This window comes from Paraburkholderia sp. RL17-337-BIB-A (genome assembly GCF_046025895.1).
Classification (GTDB): domain Bacteria; phylum Pseudomonadota; class Gammaproteobacteria; order Burkholderiales; family Burkholderiaceae; genus Paraburkholderia; species Paraburkholderia fungorum_C.
In genome coordinates this window covers 2,075,065-2,101,011 of record NZ_JARESY010000002.1, presented here as the reverse complement: position 1 = coordinate 2,101,011, position 25,947 = coordinate 2,075,065, and the positions used below count along the sequence as shown (strand labels likewise).

Genomic DNA, 25,947 nt, shown 5'->3' with positions numbered 1-25,947 from the left:
CGATATACGCTGCTGCGCTTCTATCGCAGACTACGGCGCCGGGCATGTCGGAGCGTGTTGTAATCCGATTTGCTGTGCAGCAGGGATCATTTGGCGAGCCGCTCGACGACCTGATTGTTGACGGGGTGTCTTCTGACGGGATGACAGCTCGGGTGAGCTTGCAGGTAAAACGCTCGCTCACCATTAGCGATGCTGCTACCAACAAAGATTTCCGGGAAACTATTCTGCGCGCCCATGCCACAGTGGCGGCTGAGGGCTTTAACCGCGACCGCGACCGTGTTGGTGTAATCACCGGCGAAATAGCCGAGGGGGCAAGGCGCAGTTTCGAAGCATTGTGCGAATGGGCTCGGTCCAGTTCAGACGAGTTGTCCTTCAGCATTAAAGTTGCAACGGAAGGCGTCGCGAGCAATACGCATAGGGCGCAACTCGATGCCGTGCGCAGCATTCTCGGCGAAAAGGTTCCGACAAACGAACTCCCCGAAGCGGCGTATCGGCTTCTTTCCTGTTTTGTACTTGTCCGGTTCGACCTGTTGCACGAGGGCTCGCCGACGGCGGCGGCCACTATAGTCGCTCTTGCCCAGTGTCTTCAGCCGTCTGAGCGGGGGCATGCCGGTGACCTCTACCACCGGGTGCTTTCACTGGTTCGTGTCTCCGAGGGGCGCGCGGCCGACTTCGACCGCAAGACTTTCGTTGCGCGATTGAACGGCGCGTTCCGGCTCCAGGGCGCACCGTCACTCCAGGCGACTCTGAGGCGTCTCACCGAGGAGGCTCGATTTGCTGCAGCCGAGATCCAGAATGAGATCGGCGGCGCTCACATCGCTCGTCCCGTTCGGACAAAGAGCGCGAAGGACGCACTGGACTCACATCGCGTCGTCCTGCTCAGTGGGCTTCCCGGTACCGGTAAATCTGCTGTTCTTCGGTCAATGATTGACGAGGCACTGGAGAGCGGAGCGGTGCTGTTTCTCAAGGCAGACCGCCTTGCTGGCGCGTCCTGGAGTCAATATGCCACGGCCGTCGGCATGGAGGCCACCGCGCTGGAGGAACTTCTCGTCGAGCTTCGTGCTGTCGGCACAAACACCGTGTTCATCGACGGGTTAGACCGCATCGAAGTTCGGTGCCGGGGCGTAGTGCTGGATCTCGTGCAGACAATCTTCAGTTCCGAGCTCCTATCTGACTGGAAAGTTGTTGCGACGGTTCGCGATAATGGCCTTGAGCCGGTGCGAACGTGGCTCTCGCTTCTGCGTACTGGCAGCGGGATCGCAATAGTGGAAGTAGGTGTTCTTGGCGATAGTGAGTCAAAAGCCCTTGCTGAAAAGCATCCCGCGCTCCAGCCGCTTCTCTTTGGACCGCATCAGCTACGTGAAATCGTACGCAGGCCATTTTTTGCCAGTGTCCTCGTCCGCAACCAGAACAGCGCGGAGTCAGTCCCAAAATCCGAAGTAGAGCTTGCGACCGCGTGGTGGAATGGCGGCGGTTACCGCGCTATTGCTGGGCGCGCAGGGCATCGCCGCAAAGCGTTATTACAGTTAGCGCTCGATGGTGCAATGACGCTTGGACGGCGGATCCCGGGACTGGAAATCGACCCCGATGCGCTAGCGGAACTTCAGGAAGATGGCATCGTTATCCCGGTTCGACAGGGACACACGTACCGCTTCGCGCATGATATCTATTTCGAATGGTCTTTCCTTCAGGCGTTGGTCTCCAAAGGAGAAAAGTGGCTCGACGTTATCCGGCAGGTGGGCGAACCTCCAGTTCTTGGGCGAGCTGTCGAGTTGCTTTCCCAGAGCGAGTTAGTACATGACGAGGACTGGGCGGTACGTTTGGAAGAGCTCGAGGCGGCCAAGGACATTCGCTCGCAGTGGCTGCGTGCGTGGCTGACAGGTGTTTTTGCTGCACCCGATTTTCCGACTCGTTCAGCCGAATTCGACAAAGCGATGCTTGCTCAGGCGGGGACGCGCGTGTCAAAGCTTGCCCTCTGGTTCCAGGCCGAAAAGACAAAGCCGAATCCGAGCGCGTTCGACGTTGTACTGCTTCCGAATCTGTCGGCACTTGAGCGCATCCGGCTTGCTGACGCTGGCGCATGGCCGTCGGATTTATTGACCTGGACGCGCTTGTGCTTCTGGCTTGTCAGGCACGAGCAGGTTTTGCCGGTAGCGTGTCGCCCTGATGTTCTGACCGTCTTCGAAGTCTGGCAAAACGGTTTCCGCGATCTACCGGGGCCACTATCAAATAGCATGCTGCTCATTTCGGCGAGATGGCTTGATTCGCTGCAGACCGCTCAATCATCCGAAGCTGAGCGAACAGTGTGGGCGGACATCGACTACTCTCAACTGCACGAACTCGAGCAGCGTTTGCGCATACTGGTGCTACGCGCCGCAAGGGCATACCAGACGCAGGTCGGTGCATACCTCCATGCGCTCGGCGCCCTCGAATCACTTCCGCAACACGCGTTTGATCATGTCGTAGCCTGCAGCCGGATTCTGGCCATCGCGGTGCCGAGTAGTCTTGTGGACTTCGTTCTGGGCCAGTTGCCAGACGACGACCCCGTGAGCCTTCTGAGAAATGGCCACGACGGTCGATATCGCAGTAGTTTCCATGACCATGACTGGCAACGTCTAGCAATCCACGAAGAACACAATTTTGCGCCGGCCGCCCCGACGCGCGAGCCGTTTGCGTCATTGTTCGCCGTTGCTCCGGACGAAGCCCGAAGGCTGGTCCGCGACCTTGCTAATCATGCGGTCAAGGCGTGGCGGCAACTTCATCGGGTGGTCCCGCGCTCGCGGCGCCGTGGTACGCCTATTCCTGTTGTCCTGTCCTTCCCGTGGGGGAAACAGGTTTTTTGGGGCGACAGTCGCGTCTATGTCTGGTCGCGCGGTCGGGAAGGGCCTGCCGTGGTTGAATCTGGATTGATGGCGCTCGAAGTCTGGGCCTCGGAGCAGATATCGGCAGGGCGCCCAGCCGACGAAGTGGTTAAGTTGGTGCTCGAAGGGCACGACAGCGTTGCAGCTCTTGGTGTAGTTGCCGCCATCATGCTTGAGGCTCAGCAGTATTCCCCGATGACCCTCGCAATCTTGTGCAATCAACGGTTGTGGGCTTGGGACATTGCGCGCTGCCTTGCGGACCGTGGAATGCAGACGAACCTGATGGGCTTCATGCGAAAGTCGGACGTGCCTCATCGGGACGCAGTCGTGGCCGGAAATCAAAAACCGAGTCGGCGGGGCAATCTGCGCGACCTCGCGTCTATATGCATTCTCAGAGGCGGCGGCCTTTCCGAAGCCGCGTCGGCTGCGATCCGCAGGTTTGCCGCTGAACTACCGTTCGACTTCCATGAGGAACGAAGTGATGAGCAACATGTTGCCGAGCTTCAGCGCACTGCGGAGATCTGGGCCGAGGTTGGAAATCGCTCGAACTACACCGCCACACCAACCGACGATGGCTGCGCCACGCTCATCGAACTGAAAAATCCTAAGGCAGTCGGGCCAGATATTGATGCCATCAACCGGCGACAGGCCCAGATGGCCGAGCACTTTCGTCTGCTGAACTGGATCAAGGAAAGCTTCGATTCGCTCCAGGTTGGCAACGACCTTTCGATCGAGCAGGCCATCCTGCGCGCACGTGCCTTGGACGACAAAAGGCTCTTCGACATTCCCCACGATTTAATCGAGCCGGACGGAGAGCGGCAGAGCGCCGTAGCCGGCGCGGCTGCCGTAGTGCTGAGGTTCGGCGCAGATGTATCAGGCGAAGATCTCGCATGGGCGAATGATGTGTGTATGCGTGCCTGCCGCACGCCGGGCAATGGCGGTGGCATATACATGCGCGAATCTGTCTTACCTCATCACCCAGTTCTATTTGCGGCATACGGATTCGGTGGAGCGCTTCGCATCAGACCGAACTCGCTGGAAGTATTGAAAGAGATCATGAGGCTGGCGGGACACCCGTACGCCCAGATCTCGCTGGCCGCCATCGAGAGCCTTATGCTGCAGTGGGAGACCCAGTCTCATCTAGCCTGGTTGGGCCTTTCGCTGGGAGTAGGTCTTTCGCTTGTGCCACGCACCGATGGGAAAGAGAACTTCCAGAACTTCGAGCACCACCAGGCCCGACATATCGAGCAACTAGTGGCCTCAACTCTGTCGGCTACCCCTTCGGCCGGTGACGAGCTTGAGCCACTGCCGTCTTTGCCTGTGGCATGGATTCGTTCAGAAAAAGGTGAATGGGGCTACTCGAACGTGATCGTCGACTGGCGCTTTCTCAAGGGCATTCTGTCTCTGGTCCCTCTTGCCGACGTGCTGGCCAGCCATCCGCACCGCCAGATGTTTCTCGCGTGGTGTGATAGTGCGGTTGCGTGGACCGTCGATCGCCTTGACTCGCTATGGTTACGTGACGAGCAGAGTGGGGAGGCGGTCTTTAAGCGGAAAAAGACTGACATGTATGAGTGGCGCCGGCATCTGTATCGGTTCCTCGCCCAGGTCGCCATATATATGGACCCAGCGGAAGCTGTTTCGCGGTTCATCACGCCAATTGTGCGCACAGACGACGAGGTCTTTGAATCGCTCGCCGAGCCATTTCTCGACGCTCTTGCTGCCCGGTTGCAGGATCAGGAAGTTTTTCCGGAGTCTGTTTATACGATTGTCGAAGCAACACTTCCACGGTTGCTTGAACATGACGACTGGGACCGTGCCTCCTGGGACGACGGTGTCGTGCATAACACAGCGCTACACCAGATTGTCCAGTCGCTCTTCTTCGTTGCTATCGAACATGCCGGCGGGGCTGCGCGGTTCGCCAACGGCAACTGGTCAGAAATCGGACGGGTGCTTCCACTGATTGATCGTTTCCTGCAGAAGGCCGGCGGAACAACAACCGTTATCAATGCATTCCTGACGCTCTGCGAACGGTCCGTCGATGCATACCCCGCACGACAGTTTCTGGCGCAACTATCATCGGTGCTGTATCGCCAGGTTGGTATGCTGCCCGGGTGGCGCGGGAGCATGATTCCGAGTCGTATATCGGGACTCATTCAACGGTTTTCCGAGAAGACGCAGCCAATGCCGGCAGAGATGGCCAAAGCGATGCTTCGTGCTCTTGATACTTTGGTCGACATGGGTGACCGACGGGCGGCGGCGATCCAGACAAGCGAGATATTCAAGGATGTGCGAACGGTTTGATACCCTATCCACTCAATTAGCGGCACTTCTGAGGCAGACCTGCATCGGTTCGTTGACGATCTCGGGAAGCTGCTTGAGATTGAGCCGGAGAGGCCTGCGGCGTACAACAAATTCCTGATGGCGTTTACTACGCTCGCGGCGGCAACTGCGGTTTGATCGCGGCTGCAGGACCAACAACATCATTGGATAAGCGAGATTTGCAATGGAAGGTTCAGTACCTAACGAGCACCCGGGTGATGCGCATTTCGAGAGGGTTGGCGCCCGAGAGCTGCAGGTCGAAGAACTCTTCGACATCGTCGAACCTGCACAAGTCCCCCTTCTGGATCCTCTGGTTGACGAGTTGCCTTATCCGAAAATTGCGTGGCAAAAGTTCGAAAAGCTTTGTGCGCATCTGTTGGCCGAATCTGCCGAACTTCAGATTACCCAGGCGTTTCAATACGGTGACTCCGGGGACTGTCAGGACGAAATAGACATTCTGGCGAGGCGGGAGGGGAGCGACAAGTTGGTTATGGCGCAGTGCAAGCGGGTCCAGACGATAACGCCATCACTCATGGTCGAGTGGCTCACCGGCTTTGAAAATAGCAGCTCCGTACCACGCTGTGAAATTTACATACTCTGTGTCGGTACCCATGTCACCAAGCCAAGCGTGCTGAATGTCTGGAGCGAGTTTGCGTCCAGACTGGAGGTCCAAGGCGTTTCCGTGTGGCTTTGGGACGCAGCTGAATTGGACAAGCGCTTGCGAACCTTTCCAGGCATCGTAAGCCGGTTCTTTGGACTGCACTACGCCGAGCGGTTTTGTCATTCCGCCTATTTCGCAGATGCCTTTCCCTCCCAGTTCGAGAAAGAGTCCGAACACATTTTCGACTCGCAACTGACACTTCAAAATCAGTCGATTCACGCGGGCATCAACTTACCTGGTGAACGTTTTACTTACTGTGGTGCGATTCTTAGTTTCGCTAGGCGCGACCTCACCGGTGTCTCGTTCGCTGTGAGCGGCTCGGAGCTCGTGGAATGGATGCAGTGGAGGAACTGGGCGAAAGATGACGACGAACGGCCTTATGCGCGTAAGTCGACCGTTAGCGCCGGCAAATTCGTGTTTGCAGCCGGCGGCGTACGATTGACACTTACTTCAGATGAGGTCGAGCAGCTCGACTGGATCATAAGGAAAGCCTGGCCGCGTTTCCTAGCAAGCGCTGACAGTCTGGACCGGAAGTGGAGGTTCCTGCGCTTCCCGCGATTGCCGGATGTTGAGGCAGGCTTTTCAATAATCAAAGCATCGCGCGAGACATGGTCTGCCATGCTTCAGTTCGCCCGCGCGCACGACTATAGCAAAGGGACCAGTGAGCAACACATATTCGATGCGTCAAGCGGAATGTTGAAAGTCTACGTCGACCATCCACGCCATGGTTTGCGCAGTGGCTATCACCTGCTGTTGAGAGCGTTTTCTGAGCCAGGTATGACATTGCCTTGGGAAGGCCGGGTGATTCTTGCGTGGGAGGCTCCTCTCGAGAAGGGTGGTCTTGCATCTGAGATCGGTCCATCTGGAGTGTGGGATGCTGAATTTACCCACGACTGGCTGCTCGACGTTCTGGGCAAATGGGTGGAGGATTGGCTAGGGGGACAACGGGAGAGTCAGCCGCGTCTGCGCCTGAGACCCCGACGGGAACGTCCGGTGTTTGCATGTGATATGTGGTCTATCCCGATTCTCGACCGGAGGGATGTCGGTAGCTTTGGGACAGTTAAGGACCTGCAGGAATGCATCAGATTCTACCAATCGTACTTTCACGTGCATCGCGGTGCCGCGCAAATTCCGCCGGGTATGATTTCAGACGTCTTGCTGCTTGTGGAGAGGCACCTGAAACATGCGGACGTGGACGGTGCTCATTTTGTTGCGATGAAGCTTCACCTCGATGGTGACGCTCTGGCGAGCGAAATCGAGGCTCTGGCGAAGTCGGGGTTGCGAGCTGGGCGATTTGCCGTTGATCTGGACATCGCTTTTCGTTGTTTGTTGACGCTTGTTGAAAACATGCCCTCGTTGCCACGGTCCGAACTTGACCATGCGTCGGACCATTTGCGAACGATTGCGAGTCGGGTTAGGGAGGACCTTCTTTGCGCCGCGTTCTCAGTCCGGTGAACAGAATGGACGCCTTAATCGGATGCAGGGTCCAAACGACCGTCGCCTTGCTTGAGGCGAAGTCGGAGTCGTATCAGCGGCGTCGTGCTGGCTGCGATACGGTGCGCCTTGGTTTGCAAAAAGCGCTACTGATGAGATAGTCTGTCGCTGCCGGGCGGCGCACTCCGCGCCTGCTCATTGGGTAAGGGAGAAGAGATGAACAAGCAGGAACTGATTGACGCGGTTGCGGCCACAACGGGCGAGAGTAAGGTAGCAACGGGTGAGGCCATCGACGCCATCATCGAAACCATTTCAAAGGCAGTTGCGAACGGCGAAAACGTGCAACTTATCGGGTTCGGTTCATTCTCGACCGGTGCCCGGGCGGCGCGAGTCGGCCGCAACCCGTCCACTGGAGCGGAAATTCACATCGCTGCAGCGAAGACGGTCAAATTCACGGCCGGAAAATCCTTCAAGGAGTTGGTGAACGCGTAAGGTCGGACGGTATGGTCCAGGGTCACGTCCGCGTAATGCTCGCTCGACCGTTAGGGCAGTGATGGTCGAATGCGCGGACCGCCAGAGTGTATTCGGCCTATGAAGTCCGATCTGGGACGGTAGGGAAAGGATGCAGCGTGATCGGCTTGCGTGTTCCGATGCGGGCCCCGTCGTTCTCTTCCAAGAATCATTGGTTGATCAGGAACTTGATCCGGTCGGTGCCGTCCGATGGATACGCGGACGCGCGAGCATCTCGACGGCCGGCTCACCTACGTTTCGCCAGGCGCGACCGTGGTGATGGGGATTGCCATCGAAGGGCTTGTCGGCGTGTACTAACCAGACCTTGTTCTGCCCGACGACCGCGATGCGCTGGCCACGGCGATTGAGGTCATGTCAGGGTGGGACCTGCAAAATTCAGTTTGCGTGATGAGCGACGGCGAACGTGCGGTCTGTCGGCGAGGGGAAGCTCGCTCGTTGGAAGTGGTCGCGATGCAGAAACAATGGATGCGGCGTGACATTTGCGAGCCGATTCAGCAACGCAGGGCAAAATACAGACCTCAGGCCCAGGCGGACGATTGCTCGCGGTAACCAGCGCAAGTTGTAGTCGGCAGCACACAGCATTGTTGTCGGCGATGCCAGTTTGATCCGCAGCCGGGGGGCGGTGGCCGGCATTGCACTCAAAGCTGGCGTGAACGCGAACCAACTGCGCCGGTTGATTCGCCAGTACCAGGAGAAGCACAACGGCGCTGCCGCGATTGACGGCATCAAGATTGCGGCAGCGGCGTTCGTGCTAATCGTCGAGATCCAAGGCGTGGGGGCAAAGCCTGAACCTTGGCAACGCCGACGCGGTTTAGGGATTAAGCTCGCCGAGCCCTTCCCAAGAGGATAATGGCTGGCACAGCAGTTCTCCAGCTCCGTCAACCATCCACGTTGGAACCAAATCCGGGGGAGCAAACCATTCATCAGCTTGCGGTGACTTGAGCCATGAGCCGACATGAGCGCGCAAGACATGAGAGAACTCTTCCTGTGACCACTGACGGAGGCGACCTCCACCAAGCACATCGGTCCGAGTTGACTTGCTGTCGTCACCAACGCGCGATGAGATGTATTTAACAGTCGTCTCAATAAGGCTGACTTGATATGTCACCTTGGCGTAAAGCTCGTCGAACTGAATCGGGTGCAACTTTCTACCTTTCACCGCACTTACATAACGTCCGAAAGATTGCGTAGTCAGTCCAGCATCTTCAAGCGCTACGATCACGCCGACGTCCCCCATCCGTATAGCTGCGGTCATATAGATCGGATTGTCCGCAAAGGAGAAGCTGTGAGGGTGAGCCAGGTCATGCAGGTTGCACACAAGTACTGAGTATGGCGGAGCACTTGAAAATCTGTGTCGCCCTCGAATTCCTTGAAGAAACAAATGTAAATTCGAGAACGAGTTCAACACGGTGGAAGGAATTATGTTTCCTTCGCTAGGTCTAGCCCTGTCGCGCGCTAAGTTAATCTCCTTACGGAGTGTCCCGTAAAACAGCTTGGCCACCCAAAGATATAGACGCCAGTGGCCCAAGTTCAAGCACGCATCGTGGCCGGAAAAAACAGAAGACGATATCAATGATTCAAGTCGCGCTAAGTCCTCGTTGTTGCAGGAAGCGCAGCATGGGATCAGCAAGCTTCGGTACTGTATGTTTGTGTCATTCAGCAAGCCGATCCGTTGATTCCACAGGCCAAAACGCTGCTGAAGCCATTTCGGGAAGACATGTTCCTGCGTAATTGCACCGGACTTAGTTCCACAAAGGAAGCAGCTATCATCGCCGGTTTCAAGGTCGCTGAAAGGAGTTTCGGCCATAGGGTGCAATATATTCTCGGTTTCCAGCAACGACGCGATGAAACAGTCTATCAAACAACGGGCATTTGCTTCCTGACCGAGTTCATCACGCGGAGAGCCGGTGCAGGCTGCGGTGGCGGCTCGCGGTACAGCTTCGCCTCAGCGGCACAGACCTGTACTGCATCCGAAGGCTGGTGGGCTTTGGAAGCCTGTCAGCTGAGAAGCGGATCCTAGGCGACGATCCGGTGCGGGCCGGTGCCATCATTACGCGCGTGGCCTGAATCATCGGGCGGCCTCAAGGATTCACGTTGCGTGCCGTTATCACGGTTAATGGCCGCTAACGCCGTAACGCACGCCGGCCAGTTCCGGCTCTCGGTCGTCGTGTACCTTGGGCGTGATAGCCGCCGAAGCAGTACTGACTGAGTTTTATCTTGAGCGTGTGGAGAATGCGCCTGCCGAATCATTTCAAATCAGCGCCAAGTAGGGCGGAACAGATGTATGTTGCGCGGCGAGAGCAGCTTGTAGCGTGAGCGATTTTGCGAACACTTCAATGGGTTGAATTTTTAGCACGTCCATCGTGACGTCCTTCAACAACGCGGAGAAATGATGTCAAAGTGCAAATACTGTGGGTCATCTGGTAGCGCGGGAAGTTCGTGCAGCAAAAGCCCAACGGGTGGTCACGTCCTGTATGTTCCTGGGAAATGCATCTACTGTGGTTCATCTGGCAGTGCCGGAAGTTCTTGCTCAAAAAGCCCGTCGAAGGGCCACGTGGTCGATGCCGGGCCTAAGAAGTGCATCTACTGCGGATCAACTGGTAGCGCCGGAAGCTCATGTTCAAAAAGCCCGTCCAAGGGTCACGTGCTCGGCGGCGGAATTATCTAGGCTAGCGTGACCCCCGGCCATCGATAGGAAGACAAGACATTCGACTCGTCGAGAGCGGGCGGCTGGACATGATCGCCGTGTCGCTTGGCTCATTCCAGCCATGCACAGGTTGGCCTCGCGCCGGGAGGGGTGCGGCTATCGCCGCGAGTGGTCAGGGGTATGGGATAAATGAAAATGAGTATCGAAGTCTTCTGCAAGCTTGCGATGGTCGCCGTTGGTGTCGCCGGAAACGTGAAGTTTCTCTATGACCTGTGGACCGGAAAGCGCGGGCGTCTGCGCGATGAATACAAGTTCGCTAAGGAATTCGTGGCGGATGCTATGGATAGACCTTTATCGGAATTGCGATGACTGTGAGCTTCCTCATCGGATGCGGCATTCGGAAAAAAATCAGCGCAGCACGGCACTGTGCTTCGCGCTGTTTGCAAGCAAGGGCTTCAGATTTATGATGCCAGTGGTATCTGCAGCAAAAGTTCCTGCGCGTGTGTCGGGGTTAAGAAACATAATAGAAAGGCGCCGAGGGAAAATTGAAAGTCGAAACTGCGTGGGTTGAGCCACCGTCTTCAATCGGGGGATTGGATCACCTTGGCGCACAGGCACCGTGCGTCCTAATCTACGGGCAGCTATTGCCGGGCATCACGAACGTCACAGACCGTGCCCGATATTACTCTTTTTATCCTTGGGTAATCTGGTCTATAAACAAGCGCTTTCCGGATGACTTTGATGAGGCTACTTTCGTCGAGCGCTTTCGTCGGGCTGACTGTCTCTTCACGCTTGTTGCTGAACACCATGCCCGATGTACTGACCAGATAAACGAGCGCCACGGCGCGGCGATGGTCGGACGGCAGAAACTGGTTGGTGCGGTGCAGCGCATAATCGGCGGTGGGGCGATAAGCCTTCGCACGTTCACCGCCGATGACTCCGACCAACGGTATTTCATGAACCGTATGGGTGGGCTATCTCAGTACTACGCCGGCACATTGGCGGATCTCGGAATTCTCACAGGTGCCAAAAAGCCGTGGTTCCAGTTCACGAAAGAGGTTGGTAAGCCGCTGGCCGAAGCTTTTAACGCGTCAGTCCCGTCAGACGCGTTCTGGGAGTTGCTTGAGCTGGGAGAAGTAACCGCTTCTGATTTGGAAGGGCTTCATGCGTTTTGTCCCTGTCACCTTCGAAGTTCTGGTTCGAATGAGCGGAGGCAACTCGTCGATATTTATTATGACCGGCAACGAGCGTACGACGAGGAGGGAGCGCAACGGAAGCGCTCGTTGGCGTTGATCCAGAGACTGATCGAAAACCTGCCCCCCGGGAGTGAGTTCTCTGAATTCGTATTTCGGGCGGCAGCGTATGGCAGCTCACTACCCGACTCATCTCCTTGGGCCGTTCCCGCAGATCTTGTGTCCACTCGCGACAACTGGGCGATTTATGTGCGCAATGACCTGCTGTCGGTAGCGGCACAGACAATCTTCGCGCTAGCCTTAAACAAGCTGGCGCCGCAGACCGCTGACGACCAGTATGTTTTTGACACCGTCGAGTCTTTCGCGGAAGGGTTCAAAGAGGGAAATGAGGTCGCCGCTCTCGTGGACAACGTCGGTTGCGCAACCTTCGGAGTTTGGCTTGCGGACATGGAGGCAGCGCTGCCGGCTATCAGCGAGTGGTCATCGAAGGAGCACGAGATGTGGCTGGCTGACAGCCTGGTTTCGTCGTGGGGGCGCGCTGGCGATGCGGAACTGCTGGACCGGGCAATGCGTGTGGTTGCCATACTTGCAATTCGCGACGATTTGTCCCGCGCTCCGTATGAAGGGCTTGCGATTACGCCACAGGCACTGCACGACTATCCAATCAACCTATATACATTCCGGCGCAAAGTGGCGGCGTGGCGCGGAATGCCGCTTGATGAAGTGGTATATGACCTCGTCGCCTGGTGCATGAACACGCACTTGCGAGTCTCATTGCGTAAGCTTCATCGCACCAGTCGGGCGACGTTCCGGTTCCGTCCGTCCGAGCGCGGTTTGGAGTTAACGGACGGGGATATACCCGCACCGTCTCGCACGACGCCGCGTTTCCGTCAGGCGTTCCAGATTCTGGTCGACATCGGAGCGGTTGTGCGCGATGACGACGGGCAGATATTGCTTAGTGTTGAGGGGAAGCAGTTAATGGAGGCGGTCAGTGTCTGAGCCGATATCTCTTCTCAACGTCATCAAGCAGGGCGGCTTTGACGCATCTCTAATTACTACCTTCAACGCGAGTTTGCCCTTCTACGAAGAGGTTGTGCTTCGCCGACTAGTGGCCGCTGGCTGCCAGCAGAACATCGTCTTGATGGACCACGCTCAGTGTGCGGTCAGTTGGCAGTCGGAAGCGACACGGCCGAGGCTTGCTGGTGCCGCATACTCACTCCTGCCTGTCAAGGTGTCAGGCGCATTCCATCCCAAGGTCTGCATCCTCGCGGGCAAAAAGAAGGCGGCAATTCTCGTCGGTAGCCACAATTTGACGCTCTCAGGATTCGGCTATAACCGCGAGATAACGAACTGGGTTCAGGTGTCCGGTAGCGCGGATAAGGAAGGTGGCGCGTTGTTGGGTGCCGTTTGGGGCATGGTGCGCGAATGGATTGAACTTGTGCAGGGCGATGTACCTTCCTCGCTGATCGAAGCTGTGCTTTCCTTCTCTCAGAGCGTAGCGCCCTTGTCGGTGTCAGAGCCGCCGGCTGAAACCATCGCCATACACCAGCGGCCTGGCGGTTCTTCCCTCATTGACCAGATTGGGAGCCGAGTACAGGGAGAGGTTCGCAGAATTTGCGTCACCGGGGCCTTCTTCGATAGCGACCTGGCCTTTGTAGACCATCTGCACGAGCGCTGGCCGCAAGCTGACATCGTCGTCGGGATAGACCCGGATACGGTGCATATGCCGAGCACGCGTGAAGTGCATGCCCGTTTTGTCGACGCCAGACCTCTCTGGGCGAAATCCGACAAAGGGGGCAACAAGTACTTGCATGCCAAGGCGCTATACATCGAGCAGGCGCCGGCAAACCGAAATGTTTTGATTTCCGGAAGCGCCAATCCAAGCAGACCGGCGTGGATGGGAACGCGAACGAGCGCAAACGTCGAGGCTGTAGTTTTTCGTATGGGCTCAGAGGCGGAGTCAACGGCCGAGGCATTGGGGCTATCGGCTATGTTCGCGTTGCAGCCGCTTTCGGCGGCTGAGCTTGAGGCGACGGCGGTGCGAAGTGTTGCCGAAAGCACGGACACTGTTGAAACGCATGAACGCTTCTGGATAGGTGTCGCAACAAGCGCACACGAGCTGCAAATCTCAACTTATGGCGTGGACATGGAGGTTGACAGCGTCAATCTGCTGACTGACGGTCAGGAAATTCTCCAGTCGGATATCGCCGTCACGTTGACGGGCGCCGTTCTCAGCGTGCCCGTCGCCGTCGACATGAAGTTTGTGCGCTCCTGCGACGTGTTTTTTGAGGGCGAGCGGGTTGCGCGAGCGATGATTGCGCATCCGCACATGTTGTCAGCAGCGACCAAATCGTCGCATCGGCAGGTCCGTGATGCGCTCGGTGCTCTCGATCCGTCCGGAGAGACCATTTCGGACATGCTCAAGGCGGTTGAGAATGCAATCTTCGATGCTTCCACCGAGGAAGAGGTGGAGAACGAATTGCGCTCCCGGCGCAGTTCTGAGAAAGCAGGTGCGGTGGGCGGTCGGCCCGAAACACTTGAAATTAGCGTCACCCAACTGCGTCAGAAAAAGAAGCGTCGCCGTCTGGTTGAATCGGCAGACATCGTGACACTTATTGAGCTGCTAACACGCAAGATCGGCGAGGACCTAGACACGCAGCCACCGGTGCCGGTGGACAGCTTGGGGCGGAGCGAAGAGGAGCAGGTCAATCAGGACGATGGCGCAGACGAGTCCAACGAAAAACAGCTCGTCGACTCCGAGGCTCAGGCCCTGCTCGATGCAGAAATCGCGAAGAGGGTAGCCAGAAAAGTAGGAAAACTCGTCAACCGGATACTCGTCAAGCTGGAGGCTGCTGAGGATCCTGATGCGAAGGCGCGCGCGATTGTTCAGCTAATCGCAGTGCTTGCGCTTGTGAAAGAATTGCTGCGAATCGAGCGACTTCCTCGGTGGCGAGCGGCGCGTGAGCTTCTTGTTCGTGAAGATGACCGTCGCTACCTCTTGGATGAGTCTGTCAGTTGCCTTTTCGGTTCTAAAACCAGACTGATCAACGCTGTGTCGGATGACACGCATCAGGAAACTGAGGAAGCGCTGCAATTGCGCGTGTTGCTGCTGTGGCTCGCATGGAGCCTGGGTGACGAAGTCCCGGAATCGTCAGGTGACGCGTTCGATGCCGGAAACCAGCAGGAGATCGTACGTGCAAAAGCTATGTTCCTGGCCTTGACGCCGCCTATTGCCGTTGACGAGGTTGCGCGCAACGACCTTCGACGGCACATCGCGCTTACTCATCGGCAGAATCCCTCAGCAGCCGCGAGAGCCGAAAGATGGATGCGGCTAGTCATTGCCTTTGGCGAGGCATGGAGCAGGGACTTGGCCGACGCGGGAGAGATCGAAATCGGAGGCTGCTGTATTGTCGGAGACGGCAGCTATCCACAAGTAATTTGTAGGACAGAGGATGGCATTGTCGGGCTTTGGGATTACGGTGGCATCCGCTCTTTTCAGACCTCGCGCGTCATACCTGTGTGGCCCGAGGCGTCATCTTGACGCGGGTCGGCGGGAAGATCACGCCATCACCGATGGAACATGGCCGTCTCAGGAGACTGATGTCAGCGGCTGCCAGCGTCCGAGTTACTAATGGGATGCGCATCGCGCAGTCGGCAGGCGTCGAGTATCGTTTGTCCCTCTCTGGTATAAAGTGCAATCTGTAGTGGGCTCGGTATTCACATTGCATATGTTGGGCGAGCAATCTCCAACCGATGTGAGCTACAGGTTTGGGCATATTGGCTCACTCAGTATTCGCCGGATCGCCACGCTAGGGTTCTAGAATATGAAGAAAAGTAAGGCCCGATTCCAAGTCAATTCACGGCTCGCGCGCATACTGAGCCAGGAATACGCTTCTAGCGAGAAGGCTCTAAAGGAACTCGTTGACAATGCGTGGGACGCCGACGCTGACAAGGTGACGATATCCCTACCTGCGCCGATGAGCGACACACCGATAGTCATATTCGATGACGGCACGGGCATGACCACGGATGAGTTGCAGAATCACTACCTCTCGATTGCTTCTGATCGGCGGGAGAGGAGTGGCGAGCGTACCGCCGGAAAACAACGGCTCGTAAAAGGCAGGAAGGGCATTGGAAAATTCGCCGGGTTGATGGCTGCATCAGTGATGACGCTTGAAACCTATGCGAGAGGCATGCGGACGAGTTTTACGTTGCGCCTCCATGATTTGCTGAAAGCAGACGACATTGAGCGATTGCCTATCGATCTTACGGCTGACCCATGCGATGCTTCGACGCATGGCACCAGGATTACGCTGAGTGAACTGGACCAGCAACTGATGTTTCCCGACCCGCAAAGATTCCGCCAGATATTATTGCAGGAGTACGGTCGGGAAGCTGGCCTCGCGATATTTGTCGACGGCAAGCCCCTTGGAGTCGACGACGTTGTAGGGACATTCAAGGACAGCAGTCTGTCTGTCCAGGGTGTTGGTGACGTGAGGCTACGGTTTGCAATAGCCGAGAACAAATCTGTGTCGCGCCAACCCGGCATTGTTATTCGAGTGGACGGGAAGGTCGTCGGGAAACCCTCTTTTTTTGGTCTTGATGAACAGGATGACTTTCCGCCGAAGCTACTGAAGCGCCTTTATGGTGAAATCGACGCCGATGGTCTTCGAGACCATGTGACTGCTGGTTGGGACAGCCTTGTTGAAAACAGCGAACTTCTGGCGCGGGTAAAAGAGATGGTCGCGCCCCTTGTCCTTGCTGCATTCAAAGAAACACACGGCAGGGAGATCCAGCTTGCGCATGCACGTCTGAGGCGCGACATCAACGAAAGGCTCGCTGCTCTTCCCGAGCATCGACGCGAGTACGCAGAAAATGCAATCAAGAAGATACTTGGGCGGTTCTATCGGGAGCCGCCGGAGAAAGTAGAGCCGTTCGTTTACGTGCTCCTCGAAGCCATTGAGCGGTCAGATTATGGTGCAGTCGTCCGCCATCTTGCACAGGCGCGGCAGAAAGACATTGCCGCACTCGCTGACGCGCTTGACGAATTCGGTTTGGCAGATATGGCGCATCTTGTCGAGCAGGCGAAGGCTCGGCAGGAGTTTCTCGATAATCTCGAAGCGTTGTCGAGGGACGCCAAGACGCTCGAGGCCCAGATGCATAAGGCAATCGAAAAGAATCTCTGGATTTTTGGGCCTGAATTCTCAATTTTCAGTTCGAACAAGACGCTTCAACGACAGGTTGAGGATTTTCTCGGGAAAAAATTCATTGGAGCAAGGGCGAGCAAGCGTCCCGACCTCCTGCTCAATGAGAACCTGAACGGGGAGTGCCTTCTGCTTGAGTTCAAGAGGCCATCGCACTCATTGAACAGGGAAGACTACGCGCAGGCTATCGATTACCGCCACGATCTGGCAAAGCACATGAACAAGTCGATCAAGGTCGTGGTCGTCGGAGGTGACCGGTCGCCAGACTATCCGACTACCAATCTCGAGCCAAATGTTTTCGCCGCTACTTTCCTCGATGTCATCGGTACGGCGAGACGACAACTCGACTGGCAATTGCGGCAACTGACGTGACCACAAAAGCGATGCCTTGCCTATGCGGCATCGCCGGCCGTGCGAGCATAAGATACTCGTCCGTCTGCTGGGTCGCCAGCGCAGTCATGCTAGTGAAGTGCCCCGGATCGCAGTGGCGTATCAAGTCCAGCACTTTGCGCAAGATGGCGGGGGTTTCGGCCAGGACCGACAGATCATGCTCCGGTTGTGCGATCTGGTCGAAGTGCGAGTAGGTGTGCAGGAACCGCCGAATTCTCGTCTTTTTATTGGAATCGTATTCAACACCCTGCAGCTTTTGATACAGCTCTCCGACCTTATCCGGCACCCGACACGCGAGAAATGACTCGAGGAGAACTTATATGCTTTCCTGGTAGCTTGCCGGAAGGCCGGATCAGGCCGGGCCGACATGCTCGCCAGCCGCGTCGTTTTTCAGATGAAGGCAGGCGACGACATCCTTAGAAAATATCTATTGAGTGCACTTGATGCGGGAAGGGCCGATGCCGCAGATTCGCCGGCATATCGACTACTCAAAGAGATGGTTACGTTGAAGGTCGATATCGGAAACGAACAAACTGAGAGCAGTCCAAAGGCACAAAACGAACTGCGAGCCGAGCTTTACCTGTGAGCGAAGGGCGTCGGGGACGTCGCGAGTAGTTGCAGGCGCCTGCTAGCAGAGCTGGAGTGTGGTCGCAGGGAGGTGGGCCGACCAGAAGACGAATTGCGGCATCCTGTTGTCGGCGACAGGCTCCCTTGGACCGACGTATTTCTACGCACCTGAATCAGTCCTGATGCCGGGGAATTGGAGCGCATAACGCAATGAGGTGCCGTCAAATTGTGCTAACTCAATAATTGCGATTGCGCAACGGCACGCGAATTTTGACACAGGAGTGGCGATCACCTCTCTTAAGGAAGGTTGTTCAATCAGCGCCGTCACCGATAGGCGCAGAGCCGTCGGCAAGCACTGCTGACTATCTCTTCGTGATAGCCGACGCACCGGAACCATAGGGCGAACCTTGGGGGCAGTCATCTACACCCATTCGGTTAGATCGTAGATTGAGCATATGAAACGTCAAGCTGCCTCGGACCACCTACCGTCTGCGTTGATAGCGACTGGGGCATCGCCCCGTTGACAAGAAAGGAGCATCGCGCGAACAACCCGAAGGGAGGCTTAGATGCGGGTGTACATCAGGCGCGCCCTATAGCAAACTTTCATTTGACCTCGCCAAATCGCCAGCCAGACACTATATTAGTTTCTACTACGCCCACCTGCCTAGCCGTCGGTGGTCTGGTAGCGCTCGACAGGTGTCACCTTTGCGGCAGTTTCCGTGCCAAAAATCGCGGCAAGATATAGGAACTTAATACACTGTGTGGCATTGCGAGGCCGATCTCCACGACATCTATGGCCACCATGTTTTAGCGCCGCGCCGCGCGAACATCCCGGAGTCGATAAGGGCATAACTCGGCATGCAAGCGGCGTCGGCCTGTCCCGACATTTGCTAGTCAATATCCGACGGGAGTCAACTAATATGCCAATTGTCTTCGTTCACGGTGTCAATAATCGTGAAGGCGATGTGTACCGCGACAACGAGAATGGCCGCAACGGCTTTCTTCGCGAAATAGTCGCCCCGGCCCTCGAGCTACCGTCCGATGAACTCTACCTCGCGAGTCCATACTGGGGTGCACATGCAGCACAGTTCGCGTGGAACATGGCCGTGTTGCCAGACGCATCGACGCGTTTTGAGCAATTCGGAGCGGACGACGATGCAGCGGCAACTCGCGAAACTGTGGAGCTGGTCGCCATGTCGCCGGTGACGGGCAATCTCCTCGAGCATGCCCGCCGAAATTTTCCAGGGTTCGTGGATTTAATCTATGGGGCGACACTAGCTGGAGCAAGGAGTGAGCGCGAAGCTCGGCAAATCGCAGCGTCGTATCTGTTGGCTGCGAGTTATGCCGCAGCCAACCCAAAGCCGTCGTGGCTAGACGACGTATCGGAGAGAAATTTCGCCGACGTTCTGAACAAACACATCCATGAGGGCCCGGAGAGTTTCGGCGCGGGTGAGGTGTTGGATCATCTCAAAGAAGGATTTTCTCGCTTAAGTGATGCAATTCCTCGTGCTGGGACAGAACTGTTGGCGCGCATGGGGCGCAAGAAGCTTAACTCAACGGTAACGAGATTTACCGGTGATGTCTTTACCTATCTTGTCAACAGAGGAACCCCTGACTCGCCGGGCCCCATTGTCACCATTGTCCTTTCAGAGTTGCAGAAGGCGAGCGCGGCAAGGACTGCACAAGACAACAAATTGATAGTGATTGCGCACAGTTTCGGCGGCGAAATTGTGTACGACATTCTGACCCGTTTTGATCCCAGCATATCTGTCGATGTACTGATAACTGTAGGGTCTCAGGTTGGTCTTTTCGAGGAGATGAAGCTTTACCTCGCGAGCAGTACACAAATACCCAGCAATCCGCCACAAGAAAAGGTGCCAAAACCGGCCAACCTGAAGCGCTGGCTGAACGTGTTCGACCCGAACGACATTCTGAGTTATCTCGTTGCACCGATTTTCACCGATGCTGTGGACGTCGAGTACGACACGGGCTATAACTCCGTTCAGGCACACGGGGGGTATTTTCTGCGCCCAAGCTTTTACACGCGTCTTGCTGCGCGCCTGCGCACGCCGGACATCCCGTGACCATTCTCTACGAGAGAGGTACTCCAACCAGCGCAGGTACGCACATCCTCGTAGTTGGAGTTGGGAGGTACCCGTACCTAATAGACGGGACGCCTGGACTTTTGGCCGATTATCCACTGGGTCTGGGTCAACTGAGTTCGCCTCCTGTTTCGGCGAAAGCATTCATTGATTGGTGCTTTGCGCCGCTGTTTGATCCAGCTGCGGCTGGCTTTGAGAACCCCGACAGTCCATTGTTATCGCTTGAGGGGCTTGCCTCGAGCGAAGCTCCCGTCGTAGTCGACACCCCAACTGGTTCCGCAGAACTTGGCCTTGCCACTCGAAGCAACATTCAAACCGCTTTCGCCCGCTGGCGCTCTCACGTAATTAGCAACGACGCAAACATTGGGGTTTTTTATTTTTGCGGTCATGGAGTTATGGTCAACAGCCATTATCTACTGGCTGAAGACTTTGGCCAGAACGCGGACGATCCGTGGGGCGGAGCTATTGATATATCGAGGACTATCCGAGGGGTAATGAGGGCAGCCAAAGGAAGCCTTTACTTCTTTATAGACGCTTGCAGGCAAATTTCGCGGGATATGAACTCGATTGAAGGTGGTGAACCGAGAGCACTGTTGTCATTTGTCAAGAGGGACCCTGTAATTGCCAATGCTGTCTCGCTCATTGAGGCTACGGGGGAAGGAAAGCTTGCATTTTCCCTTGAAAAGGGAAAAACCTCAAGGTTCTCAGAGGCGCTGCTGGTGGCCCTTTCAGGAAATTGTGGCGTACACCATAGAGACTCGGGGACATGGGATGTTGACAGTGTAACGCTCGCATCGACCGTCCGGAGATTGTTGGAGGAAGGAAACAAGGCAACGGCTTACCGCCAATTCTGCCGTCCGGAGATTGAAGGAGCTTCAGTTCCGTTATTGCGCTTGCGAGTGAAGCCACGTCTGGCGATGGAGCTGCCACTCACAATTCCAGAGATACGCAACGGATTGGAGAGACTCGAGCATCTATTGCTCGAGAGGGCGCCGATGATGACGGAGCGTTTTGCCGAGCTAGCGCATTCGATTAAAGAGACTATGGAAGTGGATCTCGAAGCGCAGACTTCGATAGCCAGACATCGACATGAGCAGGCGTTGGCACGAGTGGATGAGTTGTGTGAGCGCGCCGTGGAAATTACCTTCCATGCACTAGCGCAAGGAGGGGTTCCGCCGCCGTATGATTCTCGGCCTCCATTCAAGGGTTTATCCCCGTTTCAAGAGGATGATAAGGACTTCTTTTTTGGGCGTGAGAAATTAGTTGAGAAACTGTTAGAGAGACTCGACGCCGACAATTTCTTGCCGCTATTGGGGCCGTCAGGATGCGGAAAGTCGTCGCTCGCGCTGGCGGGAATCGCGTCCCGGTTAAGCGAACAGCATTCAGCTCTCCGGGTGATTACCTTCACCCCGGGTAGTACCCCGGCGTCCCAACTGGAAGCCCAGGAGAAGGGGTTAGACGCGGGTCCGGTCTTGTACATTGTGGACCAGTTCGAAGAGGTGTTCACCCTGTGCAGGGAAGAGAAACAGCGGAACGATTTCATCGACGCAATCCTCCTACGGGCCAATCAGAATCGCGTAGTGATTTCGATGCGCGCGGACTTCTGGGGAGAATGCGCCCCTTATCACGTCCTGAAGGAGCGGATGCAGGCTCGGCAAGAACTTATCGCGCCAATGACTGCCGTCGAGCTTCGACACGCAATCGAGCTACAGGCAGCAAAAGTCGGGCTGAGATTCGAGCCGGAGCTCAGTAACACGATCGTCGATGAGGTGGCAGGCGAGCCGGGTGCGATGCCGATTTTGCAGTACACCTTGTCGATGCTCTGGGAGCGCCGATGCGGATGCTGGCTGAAAGCTGACGAGTATCGCATGCTGGGCGGAGTGAAAGGATCCATCGCGGCTACTGCCGAGAGGCTGTATGAAGAACTTTCTGCGACGGACCAAACTCGCGTTCGGGACATCTTTTTACGGCTTACCCGGCTTGATGAAGACGCTCGCATAGCAGAGGAACAACGTGATACGCGCCGGAGGCTCAGTTATTCTGAATTGGTTCCACAAGGCGTTGCCCCCGAGGTGATTCGAAATCTTGTAAACCGATTCATTGTCGCGAGACTGCTGGTGACTAGTTTCAACAGTGTTACCAACGAAAACGAAGTAGAAGTCTGCCATGAAGCGCTAATCCGACATTGGAATAAATTGCGGTCTTGGCTAGACGAAGACCGGGCTCTCCTTCGCATCCGGGCGGATCTTGGCGAAGCAGCGAGAGATTGGCAGAAGGATCCCCACGATGATAGTCGGTTGGTCCACCGGGGCGTTCGGCTGCAAGCGGCCGAAGAATTGCGGACCGAACGGCAGCTACCGCTGACTGGTGCTGAAATTGAGTACATCGACGCTTGCATCGCTGACAGTCAGCGATTGGAATTGCTGAAGGCAAGCCGGGTTTTGGGCAAGGCATATGAAACGGCTCTTGAGGCGATGGAGTTAACTGATCCAATCGACACCGCCCGCAGCCTTGCGCTTGCTGTCGCATCGTACCAGGCATATTCGACAGTTACTGCGTATCGCGCGATGTGGGAGCGGCGTACTTACCCGCCAGCGTTGGCGATCATCGACATTGATTTGGACTCTCTTGAGCGATTCGCATGCAGTGGGGATGGGAGGTACGTCGCGGCCGCTAACGACAAACGTGTCCGCTGCTGGAGCACGCAATCTGTGCGGGAAGAAGTTTTGGTGCAAACGAAAGAGCCTGTCCTTCATTTAGCCTTCTCTCCAACGTCGCAGTGGCTTGTTGCTGTAACGAAGCACAATCTCTTGTGGATATGTCTATCGACCGGAATTGTACGCCAGGCGAAGCTAGATGAAAAATGCTATCCCGTCCTAGAAGAACGCAGGGTGGGCGACGGGCTGGCCGCTTTGATCGAAAATATGCAACGAGAATTACCGAAGTTTGTCGTGACGCCGAAAGGTCTGGTGATATTGCAAACCGTAACAGGGCTTATCGGGTGGCGTCTTCCCCTTGATGGGGTAAGCGAAGCGACGCTTGTCGTCTGTGATGAGCGGGCAAGTCAGTTTTGCACATGTTTGAGTGGGGATCACCTGGTGGTAATCGAGAAAGACCATCTGATCTGGTGCGCCCCCGGACAACCGCCAACGCGCCGGGAGGTCCTAGTCGAAGAGGCGGGCGCTCTATCGTGTGCGGGCAACTTCATGTACACATCAAAAGATGGAAGCCTCAGAGTTTTCGATTTGGTGACAGAAAAAATGCTTTTTCAAGGGGAGCGAACGCCTACCGAAGGCACACACGCTGTGCTGTTTCACGTTGATGTAAGTCGCTTCGTTATCGTTAGCCCCACGGGCTTTGAGATCGTTTGCTGTAAGACGGGCAGCCGGGATGTCGTCGCCTGCGACATTGCCATGCCCCATGACAGTCCGAGTTCCAGTGATGATGAAAGCCATGTTCTAGTTCGTGCTGAGCCAAATAAAGTTGTGATTGTCAACCTCCTTGAAAAGGCGATAACGACGATAGTTTCTGAGTCCGCGATCTCCATGTCAAAACTCAGTCCGAGCGGTGAGTGTGTAGCGCTGGTCAATCGCTCGGGAGTTCACGTGTATTTGACCTCAAGCGGCCTCAAATTTGGATATTTTGCGATCCGAGCGTCTAGTGATAGAGGATTTATCTTCACAAAGGATTTAGGGTTTTACGAGCAAGAGGCATCTATTTTTCATTTGGCAGAGGTGGATGGTCATCTGCGGTTCGATTCTCGAGAGATACCAGACATACTGCACTTTGAGGATCACGCAGGTTATTTAATGGGGCTTAGGGGGCCAATGCTTGGCATGCCCCAAAAACCATACCGCATCACTTGGGCCGAATTGAGTCCCAACGGGAGCGCACTTGCGATGCTTATATCCCAGCGCCCAACGGGAGGGACACTTGTCGTACGGATTCCTGACTCGGGAAACCACTTTACCTTCTCTGATCTCCAGCCTTTATCTGCCGCACGCTGGCTGACCGACCATGAGATGATTTGGGCGTTTGAAAATGATGAAATTCTTTATCTATTCGATATGGTAAAGCGTAGCCTAACTAAGCTGGCCGAGGTCAATACGAACAGCACGGTCTATCGCATCGCCTCAAGAGCCGCAAGCCGATCTGTGGCATCGATTTCCGTCGATGACGCTGAAAACGTTGTTTGCCATATGTTTAGTTTAAGCCATCCCCAACCTCTGTTTTCGTCTACGATCGGCCAGTTGGATGGAGCAGCACACAGTTTGATGGATGTCGTTCGCGACGTATCTCTATCAGCGACAGGCAGGTACATAGGGATTTGCACCGCAGCGGGGAAACTCCTGCTGCTTGATGCGGAATTCGGTGAGGTCGTCTACCGTAATAACGGTGCCGGCGCATACTGTATTTGTTTCTCTAACGATGACGAATGGTGTAGTTTCGCCAGCGACCTCGGTGGGGTGAAGTTGCTGGAAATAAGTACGGGGGAGATGATTCAGAGTTTCAGTGTAGGCAAAGTACAACCAGAGAAATTTCTTCTCTTTCGATCGCTGAAGGGGCGAGCTGCCATTCGTATAAGCGATGACAAGTCGGTTCTCATGACTGCGCTTTCCGACGATTCTTGCATCCGTTATTGGTCCATCCCCGATGCTCGCGAGATTGGTCAAATACGTCATGTCAAAAACGACTTGAATATCGTTTGTGTTAGCGAGGATGTCCGGACAATTGCCATTCTAGAAAGCTCTGCTCCAATCGAAAGTAAGCTAACTATCGGTGTCTTTAAATCGAGCTGGCCGTCAAATGTGGTTGCGGCGGCGAGTAGCGCAAGTCGTCGACCGCCGGTACTCGTAAGTCACCCTCCCGACTACTCGGATGGTGAGTGGTAGGGCCGGCTTTCTCGGATAAATATGTCAATCGCGGTCGTGGACTCGCCCCAGCATTATCGTAAGCGGACGCTCGGTCGCGCGTAGTTGGTGAAGATGGGTGCTGGTGAAACTCCTGCGGAGCGTTGTATTTCAGGGCGCTGTGCGAATGCGACCCGTTGTAGTGGTCAAACGCGATGGCCAGATTCTGCAATGCAGTTCTCGCATCGGGCTTGGGTATCCACGAGAGAACGTCTCCTCATCGATTTTGATGGATCTTTTTGGACATCGCGTCGCCGTGCTGTCGGCTGACTGGTGTAGTGATAGGACTCAAACTGATTTTCCGCAAGAATGTCAGCGTCTCGTCGGCAATGTGGCCTGACCCTGCATTGCAGCCGATTGTGCCTCTTGGGGCGAAAATGCTTGCTATCCCGTGCATTCATTTTCTATCTTCGCATGCTGAGCGCAACGTGCTCAGCCTGATGGCCCGCACCGAAACAGTTCAGTTCAATTCTCAGAGCAGTCTCTTCGAAAAGGGGGTGGTTGGTCGACTGGCTGCGACGGCGTCGGTGCCGGCCAACTGCGCAATGCTAGTCAATAGAACGTTCAGGGGCGGAGGGAAGGAGGAGGAAATCGACGTTCTTCTGATCGACGAGGTGTCGCACCATATTCTCGTATGCGAACTTCGTCGGATTTTGCCACCGGCTGACCCTAAAGAGGTACGCAGCCGTAAGAGCGAATGTCTGAAGAAGGTGCGGCAGCTACGAAGAAAGAAGAAAGTCCGATTGGGTCGCAAACAACTCGGACGCTATTGCGCAGAGGGCGCTTGGATGCGAGCAAGCAGCTGAAGAGGGCTGCCTCTGGAGTGTGAGCGGAGTCGTTCTTATCGAAGGTTACGGCGGGACCCGAAGTCCTGACGCTCGCTTTCCCATAATGCCAATTGGACTATTCACAAGAGGCCTGAATATTGCGGCCTCATTGGCGTCGGTCACCCAGTGGATTTCCGGGATGTCGTGGTTGCCAATAGAGCAACAACATTTCGGTTCGAGCGACGTAGAGGTCTTGAGACAGGAAGGTCCTTGATTGTCGAAGGTCTCAGCTCCATCGTGCCGCTAGATGCATATCTCGCGGACGCTCTGAAGGGCCTACAAAAGCGCTCCGAATTCTCCA

At 55.8% G+C, this 25,947-nt stretch carries 14 protein-coding genes and 1 pseudogene; 13 read left to right on the top strand and 2 right to left on the bottom strand.

Translation table 11 applies throughout. The features are described from left to right. Positions 1-44 precede the first annotated feature (44 nt). The 4 genes from P0D84_RS30150 (at position 45) to P0D84_RS30135 (ending at position 8,656) form a co-directional block, all read left to right on the top strand. Positions 45-5,162 carry an NACHT domain-containing protein gene (locus tag P0D84_RS30150; protein WP_408342676.1) on the top strand — a complete coding sequence of 1,706 codons (5,118 nt, stop codon included), beginning with the start codon at positions 45-47 and terminating at the stop codon, positions 5,160-5,162. A 202-nt stretch (positions 5,163-5,364) separates the two neighbouring features. Next, on the top strand, positions 5,365-7,296 hold the full coding sequence (locus P0D84_RS30145) for a hypothetical protein (RefSeq protein WP_408342674.1): 1,932 nt from the start codon (positions 5,365-5,367) through the stop codon (positions 7,294-7,296). 195 nt (positions 7,297-7,491) lie between these two features. Continuing rightward, on the top strand, positions 7,492-7,767 hold the full coding sequence (locus tag P0D84_RS30140) for an HU family DNA-binding protein (RefSeq protein WP_408342672.1): 276 nt from the start codon (positions 7,492-7,494) through the stop codon (positions 7,765-7,767). A gap of 640 nt (positions 7,768-8,407) precedes the next feature. Further along, positions 8,408-8,656 carry a hypothetical protein gene (locus tag P0D84_RS30135; protein WP_408342670.1) on the top strand — a complete coding sequence of 83 codons (249 nt, stop codon included), beginning with the start codon at positions 8,408-8,410 and terminating at the stop codon, positions 8,654-8,656. Here the strand turns inward: P0D84_RS30135 and P0D84_RS30130 are convergent. After that, the gene (locus P0D84_RS30130) at positions 8,618-9,613 is read right to left on the bottom strand and encodes a hypothetical protein (protein WP_408342668.1); all 996 of its coding nucleotides are present in this window, start codon (positions 9,611-9,613) and stop codon (positions 8,618-8,620) included. The genes P0D84_RS30135 and P0D84_RS30130 overlap by 39 nt on opposite strands. Before the next feature lie 1,035 nt (positions 9,614-10,648). Between P0D84_RS30130 and P0D84_RS30125 the strand changes: the two genes are divergently transcribed. The 4 genes from P0D84_RS30125 (at position 10,649) to P0D84_RS30110 (ending at position 17,222) form a co-directional block, all read left to right on the top strand. Beyond that, positions 10,649-10,822, top strand: coding sequence for a hypothetical protein (locus P0D84_RS30125; protein ID WP_408342666.1), 174 nt, complete (start codon positions 10,649-10,651; stop codon positions 10,820-10,822). Between the two features lie 176 nt (positions 10,823-10,998). Beyond that, on the top strand, positions 10,999-12,645 hold the full coding sequence (locus tag P0D84_RS30120) for a hypothetical protein (RefSeq protein ID WP_408342664.1): 1,647 nt from the start codon (positions 10,999-11,001) through the stop codon (positions 12,643-12,645). Further along, positions 12,638-15,187, top strand: a complete 2,550-nt coding sequence (locus tag P0D84_RS30115) for a hypothetical protein (RefSeq protein ID WP_408342662.1) — start codon at positions 12,638-12,640, stop codon at positions 15,185-15,187. The genes P0D84_RS30120 and P0D84_RS30115 overlap by 8 nt, the downstream gene beginning before the upstream one ends. A 283-nt stretch (positions 15,188-15,470) precedes the next feature. After that, a complete protein-coding gene (locus tag P0D84_RS30110) occupies positions 15,471-17,222 on the top strand; it encodes an ATP-binding protein (protein ID WP_408342660.1) in 1,752 nt (583 codons plus the stop codon). Here the strand turns inward: P0D84_RS30110 and P0D84_RS30105 are convergent. Then, positions 17,170-17,526 carry a hypothetical protein gene (locus P0D84_RS30105; protein WP_408342658.1) on the bottom strand — a complete coding sequence of 119 codons (357 nt, stop codon included), beginning with the start codon at positions 17,524-17,526 and terminating at the stop codon, positions 17,170-17,172. The two genes, P0D84_RS30110 and P0D84_RS30105, sit on opposite strands and share 53 nt — an antisense overlap. Before the next feature lie 81 nt (positions 17,527-17,607). Here P0D84_RS30105 and P0D84_RS30100 point away from each other — a divergent pair, with 81 nt between their 5' ends. The 5 genes and pseudogenes from P0D84_RS30100 to P0D84_RS30080 all read left to right on the top strand — a co-directional run bounded on the left by P0D84_RS30100 (position 17,608) and on the right by P0D84_RS30080 (position 25,625). Next, positions 17,608-17,826: a hypothetical protein gene (locus P0D84_RS30100; RefSeq protein WP_408342656.1), complete on the top strand. Its 219-nt coding sequence runs from the start codon at positions 17,608-17,610 to the stop codon at positions 17,824-17,826. A 24-nt stretch (positions 17,827-17,850) separates the two neighbouring features. Beyond that, positions 17,851-17,979, top strand: a pseudogene (locus P0D84_RS30095) (hypothetical protein); the annotation flags it as partial. 748 nt (positions 17,980-18,727) lie between these two features. Further along, on the top strand, positions 18,728-19,891 hold the full coding sequence (locus P0D84_RS30090; protein WP_408342654.1) for a hypothetical protein: 1,164 nt from the start codon (positions 18,728-18,730) through the stop codon (positions 19,889-19,891). Continuing rightward, a complete protein-coding gene (locus tag P0D84_RS30085; protein ID WP_408342652.1) occupies positions 19,888-24,801 on the top strand; it encodes an nSTAND1 domain-containing NTPase in 4,914 nt (1,637 codons plus the stop codon). The genes P0D84_RS30090 and P0D84_RS30085 overlap by 4 nt, the downstream gene beginning before the upstream one ends. A 257-nt stretch (positions 24,802-25,058) precedes the next feature. Then, positions 25,059-25,625 (top strand): hypothetical protein, encoded by a 567-nt coding sequence (locus P0D84_RS30080; RefSeq protein WP_408342650.1) that lies wholly within the window; start codon positions 25,059-25,061, stop codon positions 25,623-25,625. The last annotated feature ends 322 nt before the right edge of the window (positions 25,626-25,947 follow it).

What these genes read in the sequence shown, in the direction of transcription:
- P0D84_RS30150 (WP_408342676.1), top strand. Translation starts at nt 45, where the DNA reads ATGTCGGAGCGTGTTGTAATCCGATTTGCTGTGCAGCAGGGATCATTT.
- P0D84_RS30090 (WP_408342654.1), top strand. Translation starts at nt 18,728, where the DNA reads ATGCCAATTGTCTTCGTTCACGGTGTCAATAATCGTGAAGGCGATGTG.
- P0D84_RS30110 (WP_408342660.1), top strand. Translation starts at nt 15,471, where the DNA reads ATGAAGAAAAGTAAGGCCCGATTCCAAGTCAATTCACGGCTCGCGCGC.
- P0D84_RS30100 (WP_408342656.1), top strand. Translation starts at nt 17,608, where the DNA reads ATGCTCGCCAGCCGCGTCGTTTTTCAGATGAAGGCAGGCGACGACATC.
- P0D84_RS30140 (WP_408342672.1), top strand. Translation starts at nt 7,492, where the DNA reads ATGAACAAGCAGGAACTGATTGACGCGGTTGCGGCCACAACGGGCGAG.
- P0D84_RS30130 (WP_408342668.1), bottom strand. Translation starts at nt 9,613, where the DNA reads ATGGCCGAAACTCCTTTCAGCGACCTTGAAACCGGCGATGATAGCTGC.
- P0D84_RS30125 (WP_408342666.1), top strand. Translation starts at nt 10,649, where the DNA reads ATGAGTATCGAAGTCTTCTGCAAGCTTGCGATGGTCGCCGTTGGTGTC.
- P0D84_RS30145 (WP_408342674.1), top strand. Translation starts at nt 5,365, where the DNA reads ATGGAAGGTTCAGTACCTAACGAGCACCCGGGTGATGCGCATTTCGAG.